Here is a 9,110-nt window from a genome sequence, read left to right on the forward strand (position 1 = left end):
CCGGCGTCGCCGCCCCGTCATGTCGCGGTGTTAACCCTCCGCCCAGTGTCACAGGAGGTCGCAATGGTTTCGGTTCGGCAGGATTGGCGCGCAGTCGCCCTGGGCTTGGGAATTCTGGCGGCGGCCGCGGCCGGCGCGGCGAACGCCGGCGTGATCTACCAGAGCGCGACCAACAGCGGCGCCGACTCGGGCGACTATATCCTCAGCAGCAACAACCTGATCGGGGCCGAATTCAGCGTGACGAGCTCCACGGTCGTCACCGCCATCGGAGCCCAGTTCGGAAATCCCTTCGATCCCGATCCCGGCACGATCTTCGGGGCCATTGTCCCGGTCGCCTCGCTGTCGGACTTTCCGGCGGGCTCCTCGGCCGACCTTGCGTCGATCAGCCTGGCGGACGTGGTGTTCTCGGCCCCGAACCCGGGCGATCTGATGGTGGCCCTGTCGGCGCCGGTGACGTTGGCGGCCGGCAGCTATGCGGTCATCTTCGGCTCCGGACAGTTCGGCGCCACCGGCTTCGCCGCTCTGGGCGACGAGAACAATCCGGTCGGTTCGCCGGTCACGATCCAGTCCGCCTTCTCGCCCGGCTGGGCGAGCCTTGGCGATCCCGGCGTGCGGATCGTGGTGGACGGCGTGCCGGAACCGGCGAGCTGGGGCCTGATGATCGCAGGCTTCGGCGGCATGGGCGCGCTCCTGCGCCGCCGGAAGACCGCGCTCAGCGCCGCCTGATTTGCCGACGGCCGCGCGTTCGAACAAACGCGCGGCCCGCCGATTGGCGGAAAGCAACGCGTCGCCTATATTGCCGGCTCTCCAACAGGATAGCTTGCCTTGGGCGTGACCCTCGACCTCTCGCGCGGCCCCGCAGCCGCGGCCGTTCCCGTCAAGCCGAATTTGGCGGGCCTGACGCGGGCGGAGCTTGCGCAGGCGCTGATCGACACCGAGGTCGTGCGGCCGGACAAGGCCAGGATGCGGGCGACCCAGCTCTGGCGCTGGATCCACCACTACGGCGTCACCGATTTCGCGGCCATGACCGACGTGGCCAAGGAGATGCGCGCCAGCCTGAGCGAGGCCTTCACTCTGGCGCGGCCGGAGATCGTCGAGCGGCAGGTCTCCCAGGACGGCACGCGGAAGTGGCTGATCCGCACCGCGCCCGGCATCGAAATCGAGACCGTCTACATCCCCGACGTCGGCCGGGCCGGGGCGCTCTGCGTCTCGTCGCAGGTGGGCTGCACGCTGAACTGCACCTTCTGCCACACCGGGACGCAGGCCCTGGTGCGCAACCTGACCGCCGCGGAGATCGTGGCCCAGGTGCAGGTGGCGCGCGACGACCTCGGCGAATGGCCCTCGCCCAAGGAGGACCGCCGGCTCTCCAACATCGTCTTCATGGGCATGGGCGAGCCGCTCTACAATCTCGACAACGTCGCCGCCGCCATCGACGTCATCGCCGATAATGAAGGTATCGCCATCTCGCGCCGGCGGATCACGGTCTCGACCTCCGGCGTGGTCCCGGAGTTGCAGGCCCTGGGCGAGCGCACGGGCGCCATGCTGGCCATCTCGCTGCACGCCACCAACGATGCGTTGCGCGAAGAACTCGTGCCGCTGAACAAGAAATATCCGATCGCCGAGCTAATGGCCGGCATCCGCGCCTATCCCGGCCTAGCCAACGCCAAGCGGGTGACCTTCGAATACGTCATGCTGAAGGGCGTCAACGACAGCCCTGCCGAGGCCAAGGCCCTGGTCCAGCTGCTGAAGGGCATTCCGGCCAAGATCAACCTGATCCCGTTCAATCCCTGGCCGGGCAGCCCCTACGAGTGCTCGGACTGGAAGACCATCGAGGCCTTCGCCGCCATCCTGAACCGCGGCGGCTACGCCTCGCCGATCCGCACGCCGCGCGGCCGCGACATCCTGGCCGCCTGCGGCCAGCTGAAGAGCGAGAGCGAGAAGCTGCGCGCCAGCGCCCGGCGCAGGGCGACGGCGGCCGATCCGGCCTAACCGCCCGCCCGTTGTGGGCCCTGCGCGGCGTGCTATCCAGGCGCACGCCCAGCGGAGACGCCAGCCCATGACCACGCCCCTGCAGTCGCCGGAGATCCAGGCGTTCGCCACCGGCTTTCCGGTCACCCTGCTGCACGCCGGCGTGACGGTGGCGATCCTGTTCGCGGCGGCGGCGCTCTACGTCATGCTGACGCCGCACAAGGAGATTGCCCTGATCCGCGAGGGCAACACCTCGGCGGCGGTGTCGCTGGCCGGCGTGCTGGTGGGGCTCGCCATTCCGCTGGCGGTGTCGCTGAAGGCCTCGACGGGGCTGATCGATCTCGCGCTCTGGGGCGTGGCGATCACCCTGGTGCAGCTTTTGATCTTCCGGCTGGTGGACCTGATCCTGCACGGCCTGCCCAAGCGCATCCAGGATGATGAGATGGCGGCGGCCGCCATGCTGGTGGGCGCCAAGGTGGCCACCGCCCTGATCCTCGCCGCCGCCGTCTCGGGTTGACGGCGAGGGACCCGCGAACAGGCGCCGCCGCATGCATTTCCCCCGGCTGCCCGACTGGCTGATCTACGCCGTGGTGGTGGTGGCGCTGCTGATCGCCGCGGTAGGCCGCCAGGAGCGGGCCGACGCCCCGCCGGCCCCGCCGCCGTCGCCGGAGGCTGAGGGCGCGGTGTTGGGCGCGGCCTCTCCCTTCGACCCCGCGGTGGCCGTGCAGGTGGCCGACAAGACCGACCCCGGCGCGGGCACCGCCTTCTCCATTTCGCAGACCGGCGTCTGGGTCACCGCGCGCCATGTGGTGGAGGGCTGCGCCCAGGCGGCCATCGTGGTCGGGCCAGGCCGCGGCGTGGCGGCCAAGGTGCGGATCGACCCCGCCGCGGAGACCGCCATCCTGACCACCGACGGCGGCGCGCCGGCCCTGCCGCTGGCCTTGAGTCAGCGCCTGCGCCGCGGCGAACGGGCCTTCCACATGGGCTTCCCGCAGGGCCGCCCCGGCGAGGCCAGCTCGCGCCTGCTAGGGCGTGAGAACCTGGTGGTGCAGGGCCGCGGCGCCCGCACCGAGCCGGTGCTGGTCTGGGCCGAGACCGGCCGCACCGACGGGCTGAAGGGCACCTTGGGCGGGCTCTCCGGCGCCCCGGCGCTTGACGACCAGGGCCGGGTGGTGGGCGTGACGATCGCCGAGGCGCCCCGGCGCGGGCGCATCTACACCACCGCCCCGGAAACCACAGCCCGCGCCCTGGCCGCCGCCGGCCGGCTTCTGGCCAACGCCCCGGCGAGCGCCGCGGGCGAGCCGGTCAACGCCGACAACTATGGCCGCATCGCCGACGACCTGCGCCGCAACCTGCGCGTCGCCCAGGTGGTGTGCCTGACGGCCTAGGCTGGAACCGGCGCGGCCTCGGCGCGGCCGTTCAGCCGCGCCAGCAAGAGCACGAGCAGGATCGGCGCGATGGCCGTCAGCCCCGTGCCGATCCAGGCGGTGACATAGGCGCCCATCAGGCCCTGGCTGTGCGACAGGCCGTCGACCACCTGGCCCGAGAAGCCCTTCAGGAACTTGCCCAGGAAGGCGTAGGTCGACGACAGCAGCGCGTACTGGGTCGCCGTATAGCCGAGGCCCGTGAGGCTCGACATGTAGGCCACCAGCGCCACCCCGGCGAAGGCCTGGGCGAAGTTGTCGAGGGCCATCACCGCGGTGAACAGACCCGTGTCGTGCGAGAGCGTCAGCAGGGCGAAGGACGCGGTGCCCAGACCCTGCAGCAGCGAGCCGGTGATCAGGGTCCGGAAGAGGCCGAAGCGCACGGCGAAGAGGCCGGATACGGCGATGCCGATGAAGGCCGCGGGCAAGCCGGTGGCGCCGCGCACCACCGCGACGACGTCCTTCGAGAGGCCCAGGTCGTGGTAGTAGGGGTTGTACATCGGCCCCATCAGGAAGTCGGGCAGGCGGTAGGCCGCGATGGCCGCCAGCATCAGCAGGCCCAGCGCCTTGTGGGTGGCGAAGAACTCCACGAAGGGGCCGACCACCGCGTCGAAGAAGCCGCGGGGCGTCCAGAGCGGGGCCTTGTCGTGCATCACCGCATCGGCGCGGGCGGGCTCGAATGCGAACAGGCTGGCGGTCACGCCGACGCCCATCAGCACCGCCATGGCGATATAGGACGCCGGCCATCCGAAGTGGGCGGCGCCGGCGATGATGGCGGCGTCGGCGATCAGGATGGCGACCCGGTAGCCCAGCTGCGAGGCCGAGGAGAGCAGGCCGATCTCATCGGGGCCGTCCGCCGCCTCGATGCGCCAGGCGTCGATGACGATATCCTGGGTGGCTGAGGCGAAGGCCACCATCACCGCGAAACCGCAGATCGCCGCCAGGCCCGCCGTGAGGCCTACGGCCGCCATGGCGACCAGGCCTGCGGCGACGATGGCCTGGGACAGCAGCATCCAGCCCCGGCGCCGGCCAAGCCGTCCCAGCAGGGGCACATCCACACGGTCGACGATGGGCGACCACAGCGGCTTGAACACATAGGCGAGGCCCGCCCAGGAGGCGAAGCCGATGAGTTTGAGGCTCGTCCCCTCGTCGCGCAGCCAGTATCCGAGCGTGTTCTGGGTGAGCAGGAAGGGTAGGCCGGACGCGAACCCCAGCGCCAGCATCACCGCGACCTTGGGCTGCCGCAGCTCGCGCACCACGTCCATGGCCGTGCGCTTCCGGAGCGGCGGGGCGGTGGTGGTGTCGGTGTTCAATCCCGGCTCCGGCGATTCGCCGGGGCCGCCCGGCGTCAGCCGACCTTGGCGCGCCGCAGGGTCTCCGTCCAGCCAGGGCCGGTCCACCTGGTGAGCGTCGATCGCAGGGCGTCGGGCGACATCGGCTTGACCAGGAAGTCGTTCATGCCGGCCGCCAGACAGGCGTGGCGGTCGTCCTCGAAAGCGTTGGCGGTCAGCGCCACGATGGGCGTCTCGACACCAAGGGCGCGTAGCGCGCGGGTCGTCTCGACGCCGTTCAGGCCCGGCATGCGCATGTCCATCAGGATTAGGTCATAGGCGCCGACCTTCACCGCCGCGATGGCCTCCTCGCCGCCGCTGGCGTGGTCGATCTCGCAGCCCTCGCGGGTGAGCAGGGCGCGGGCCAGGAGGGCGTTGATCGGATTGTCCTCCACCAGCAGCACCCGCTTGCCGGGCGCCGCGGCGGTGGCGATGCGTTCGTCCTCGACGCCGGCGGCCAGGCCCTGTTCCGCGCCGGCGGCGATCAGCACCCGTTCGGCCAGGGAAGCGCGGCGTAGCGGCTTGATCAGATAGCCCGCGAAGCCGGAGCGGCGGTAGCGGCCGATCAGGGCGCGGTCCTCCGGCGCCAGCAGGATGATGGCGCGGCGTTCGGGCGGCCGGCGCAGCAGGCGCGAACCCGGGGCCAGCGCATGATCCACCAGGATCACGTCGCCGAACTGGGTGCGCGCGAGGAGCGCCTCAAGGGTTTCGGCCGTGACCGCCACGCCGCCGCAGGCGTCGATCTGTTGGGCGGCGGCCTCGCGGACCACGGGGTTGGGCGAGACCACGCCGACCTTGCGTCCGGCCAGGCCGGGCGCGGCCGTAGCCGGTCCGGCGGCCAGGAAGGGGGCCTCGAACCAGAAGCGCGAGCCGCCTTGCGAGCGCGGCTGCATGCCGACCTCGCCGTCCATGGCCAGCGCCAGCCGGCGCGCGATAGCCAGGCCCAGGCCCGCGCCACCCAGGTGGGCGTGGGCCGGGTCGGCCTGGGCGAAGGCCTCGAAGATACGTTCGCGCTGGTTGGCTGAGACTCCGGGACCGGTGTCGTCGACGGTGAAGCGCAGGCGCCCCCGCCCGGCGCGCTCGACGCCCAGGCGCACGCCGCCGGCCTCGGTGAACTTGACGGCGTTGCCGGCGAAGTTGAGCAGGATCTGCCGCAGCCGCCCGTCGTCGACGCGGATCGCCCCCAGGTTCGCCGGCGCCGACCAGGCGATCTCGATGCCTTTTTCACGCGCCCGGGGAGACAACAGCTCGCAGACCCCGCGCAGCAGGGCCTCGGCTTCCACCTCGGCGTGGTGCAGCTCGATCTTGCCGGCGCCCAGCTTGGCGAAATCCAGGACGTCGTTGACCAGATTGAGCAGGTGTTCGCCCGAGTCACGGATCGCGGCGGCGTAGGCGCGCTGCTCGGCGGTGAGCCGGGTGCTCTCCAGGAGGCGCGACATGCCCAGCACCCCGTTCAGCGGCGTGCGGAATTCATGGCTCAGCGAGGCCAGCTGCTCGGCGTTGATCTGCGCGCGCCGCGGCCTGCGTTCGGCGAGCGGCCGGACGGGGCGCTTGGCCGGTTTCGGCGCCGGAGTCGGGGGCGGGTTACGCATGGCGCACCCGATAGCGGAGAACGCCTTAACGGTCGGTCAAGCTGCGGCGCTTGCGGCCATTTCCCGCGCCAGCGCCAGCAGGGCGGCGCGCAGGCGCACGTCGGGAATGGCGTTGAACGCCTCCAGGATTTCCAGGGCGCCGGGCCGCGACAGGGCGCGGAACACGTCATCGTCGTCGTCGCGGCCCGAGCTCTCCTCGCCCACCAGCCAGCCGACGCTCGAACCCAGGGTCTGGGCGGCGGCCAGGAGGGTGGAGGCCGCGATCCGGTTGGCGCCGCGTTCGTACTTCTGCACCTGCTGGAAGGAGACCCCGAGCCGTTCGGCCAGATCGCTCTGCGACAGGCCGAGCTGGCGGCGGCGCGTGCGCATCCGCGCGCCGATCATCAGCTCCATCTGGGTGGTTCGCGTGGGGTCCCGGATGTCCATCGCCGCCTCCGACGCCTTCTGTGCGTCACAGTGTAGCTGATCATAGCCTGGACCTCGCGTTAAAGTAGACGCGGACCCCAAGTCATCGTTAACTCCACTCAGCATGCGCGCACGCGATGACATCACCGAAGATCCGATTGGCCTGCTCACGCCGCGGGAGCGTGAATGCCTGCGTCTGGTGGATCAGCATCTGTCGTCGAAGCAGATCGCCCGTGAGCTGGGCATGTCGAAGACCTCCGTGGATACCTACTGCGACCGCGCCCGCCGCAAGCTCGGCGTGGAGGACCGCTACGCCGCCGCCCGCCTCGCGCGGCAGCTGGACGGCGACGGGAGCGTTAACCATGTCCTGATCGGATCAGGACAGGACGCGATCAGGACAGACGCGGTCGTTAACCTCTGGCCGGATGAGCCGGCAACAGAGGGGGTGGCCGATGGGCGACTGGCAGAACTTCGACAATCGGGCAGTGATCGGCAAGGCCTTGCGGCTGCGCCGGGAGATCGACGACTTCGAGGCCCGCTGGCCGACTTCGGCGGTGAGGGAGGAAGCCCTTCCGGGCTTCACCTGGGCGCAGCTGGAGCGACAGCTTGTCGATCTGGCGGCGACCCCGGCGCAAGCCAACATGGCCCGGCATCTGGTGTCGGGGACGCGCAAACTGGCGCCGTTCAAACCTTCGGAAATGGTCCTGCGGGAGATCCTCTGCATGACCTGGGTGCTGCTCGACGAGAACTTCAAGGGCGAGGCCGACGCTGGCTCGACCGAAATGATCTGAGTATCCCCGCCCGCCTCGCGGTCATCGTGGGCATCGCGATCATCACCGTTCTGGCTTTCGGCGGGATGCTCGCGGGGCTTCACGCTCTCGAAGACCTCGGACGGATCTGACTTCGAGCCCGGTTCAGGCTTTTTTATCGGCTCTGAACGGGACCTAAACCATACCTCCCTTAGACCTATAGGCGCACGTCATCAGACGGACGCAGGAGACAGCTCATGCTCAAGCAACGCCGTATGGTCGCCGAACAAGTCGCCGGCGCCCTGTTCGAAGCCGAAACCGCCATCGACGCGGCCATCTCCAAGACCGCCGCCCTCACCGGCGCCATGCCGGCCCTGCGCAAGCAGGTCGGAGCCTCGGCCCTGATCGGCCAGGACGCCCTCGAGCGCGCCACCCAGGCGATCATGGCGCTTGCCGACGCCCGGCGCGCCATCGTCGAGACCCACAAGGAGCTCTCGGTCGTCCAGACCCAGATCGGCCTGGGCGCCGTGACGATGACCGACCCCGGCAGCGGCCAGAAGCCGCCCTCGATGTCCGCCGACGAGGCGCGGGAGCAACCTAGCCGCCGGGCCCTCCGCGCGGTTCGCGCCGCCTAATTCCCTTTCCGCTCTATCGAGCGGTCTGGCAGATTGGACCCTCGGCAGCCGCCGGGGGTCCTTTCTTTTGCACTATGTCCTTCCAGCCTGGGTCGGATTGGCGATTACGGTCGTCATCTGTGGCGGCGCGTTCTGGAAGGGCGGCCGGGAGGAGCAGACTGCGGCCGGCGGCCTTCTGATCAGCTGGATCGCCACCCTGATCCTGCGGGACCCCACCTGGGCCCACGCCCAATGGGGCGCGTTCGCCGCGGACGCCTGCCTGCTGCTCCTGCTCACGGCGATCGCCCTGCGCAGCCCGCGCTACTGGCCGCTGTTCGCCGCCGCCTTCCAGCTGCTCTGCGTGGTCACCCATGTGGCGCGGATAGTGGATCCCGGCGTTCGGGCCTGGGCCTACGCCACGGGCCAGGTGATCTTCAGCCAGTGGGTGTTCTTCGCGCTCGGCGTGGGCGTCTTCACATATTGGCGGCGCAGCCGTCAGCCGGCGACCAGCGACCCGCTCATCGCCGAGCCCGGCGCGACGCGGCGGTAGATCAGGGCTTCGGCCACGTGGACGCGGCGCACGGCGTCGGCGCCTTCCAGATCGGCGATGGTGCGGGCGAGCCTTAGGGTGCGGGTCCAGCCGCGGGCGGTCAGACCGCCCTGCTCGGCGGCGCGGGTGAGCAGCGCCCGGGCCGGGGCGTCGAGCCCGGCGATCGTCTCCAGCCAGTCGCCGTCCGCCCGCGCGTTCAGGGGTTCCGCGCCATCGCCGCCGCCGGCCGCGCGCACGGCCTGGATCCCGCGGGCCGCGGCGACGCGGGCGGCGGCCTGCGCCGTGCCCTCCGCCGGGGCGGGCAGGGCAAGGTCGGCGGCGGTGACGGGCGGGACCTCCACCTGCAGGTCGATGCGGTCCATCAGCGGGCCGGAGATGCGGCCTTGGTAGTCGCTCTGGCAGCGCGGGGCGCGCCCGCAGGCCCCACGGCCCGGCCCGCCCAGGCCGCAGCGGCATGGTTGCGTCGCATTTTGGCGA

At 70.8% G+C, this 9,110-nt stretch carries 11 protein-coding genes and 1 pseudogene; 8 read left to right on the forward strand and 4 right to left on the reverse strand.

All coding sequences use genetic code 11. The annotated features are described in order from the left end of the window. The first annotated feature begins 63 nt into the window (after nt 1–63). The 4 genes from E8A49_RS22435 to E8A49_RS22450 all read left to right on the forward strand — a co-directional run bounded on the left by E8A49_RS22435 (nt 64) and on the right by E8A49_RS22450 (nt 3,356). On the forward strand, nt 64–726 hold the full coding sequence (locus E8A49_RS22435) for a PEPxxWA-CTERM sorting domain-containing protein (RefSeq protein ID WP_293386521.1): 663 nt from the start codon (nt 64–66) through the stop codon (nt 724–726). Between the two features lie 99 nt (nt 727–825). Then, complete coding sequence (gene rlmN / locus E8A49_RS22440; protein WP_293386522.1) at nt 826–1,989, forward strand: 23S rRNA (adenine(2503)-C(2))-methyltransferase RlmN; 1,164 nt, start codon at nt 826–828, stop codon at nt 1,987–1,989. A 67-nt stretch (nt 1,990–2,056) separates the two neighbouring features. Further along, nucleotides 2,057–2,485 (forward strand): DUF350 domain-containing protein, encoded by a 429-nt coding sequence (locus E8A49_RS22445; protein WP_293386523.1) that lies wholly within the window; start codon nt 2,057–2,059, stop codon nt 2,483–2,485. Nucleotides 2,486–2,516: 31 nt separating this feature from the next. Continuing rightward, nucleotides 2,517–3,356: a serine protease gene (locus E8A49_RS22450; RefSeq protein ID WP_293386524.1), complete on the forward strand. Its 840-nt coding sequence runs from the start codon at nt 2,517–2,519 to the stop codon at nt 3,354–3,356. Here E8A49_RS22450 and E8A49_RS22455 read toward each other — a convergent pair. From E8A49_RS22455 to E8A49_RS22465, 3 genes are read right to left on the reverse strand one after another with little or no spacing between them, the layout of a single operon-like run. Then, a complete protein-coding gene (locus E8A49_RS22455; RefSeq protein ID WP_293386525.1) occupies nt 3,353–4,705 on the reverse strand; it encodes an MFS transporter in 1,353 nt (450 codons plus the stop codon). The genes E8A49_RS22450 and E8A49_RS22455 overlap by 4 nt on opposite strands. 35 nt (nt 4,706–4,740) lie before the next feature. Next, nucleotides 4,741–6,315 carry a response regulator gene (locus E8A49_RS22460; RefSeq protein ID WP_293386526.1) on the reverse strand — a complete coding sequence of 525 codons (1,575 nt, stop codon included), beginning with the start codon at nt 6,313–6,315 and terminating at the stop codon, nt 4,741–4,743. A gap of 36 nt (nt 6,316–6,351) precedes the next feature. Then, nucleotides 6,352–6,741: a helix-turn-helix domain-containing protein gene (locus tag E8A49_RS22465; protein ID WP_293386527.1), complete on the reverse strand. Its 390-nt coding sequence runs from the start codon at nt 6,739–6,741 to the stop codon at nt 6,352–6,354. Between the two features lie 103 nt (nt 6,742–6,844). On the opposite strand from E8A49_RS22465, the pseudogene E8A49_RS23240 reads away from it, so the two are divergent. The 4 genes and pseudogenes from E8A49_RS23240 to E8A49_RS22480 form a co-directional block, all read left to right on the forward strand. Then, nucleotides 6,845–7,039 (forward strand): annotated as a pseudogene (locus tag E8A49_RS23240) (helix-turn-helix transcriptional regulator); the annotation flags it as partial. Between the two features lie 133 nt (nt 7,040–7,172). After that, a complete protein-coding gene (locus E8A49_RS22470; protein WP_293386528.1) occupies nt 7,173–7,511 on the forward strand; it encodes a hypothetical protein in 339 nt (112 codons plus the stop codon). A gap of 215 nt (nt 7,512–7,726) precedes the next feature. Further along, nucleotides 7,727–8,104, forward strand: a complete 378-nt coding sequence (locus tag E8A49_RS22475; RefSeq protein WP_293386529.1) for a hypothetical protein — start codon at nt 7,727–7,729, stop codon at nt 8,102–8,104. A gap of 97 nt (nt 8,105–8,201) precedes the next feature. Continuing rightward, nucleotides 8,202–8,633, forward strand: a complete 432-nt coding sequence (locus E8A49_RS22480; protein WP_293386530.1) for a hypothetical protein — start codon at nt 8,202–8,204, stop codon at nt 8,631–8,633. Here E8A49_RS22480 and E8A49_RS22485 read toward each other — a convergent pair. Next, the coding region (locus E8A49_RS22485; protein ID WP_293386531.1) for an ATP-binding protein at nt 8,579–9,110 on the reverse strand (532 nt) is incomplete at its 5' end. The genes E8A49_RS22480 and E8A49_RS22485 overlap by 55 nt on opposite strands.

The sequence above is a fragment of the Phenylobacterium sp. genome (assembly GCF_004799515.1).
In the GTDB taxonomy this organism is placed as follows: domain Bacteria; phylum Pseudomonadota; class Alphaproteobacteria; order Caulobacterales; family Caulobacteraceae; genus Phenylobacterium.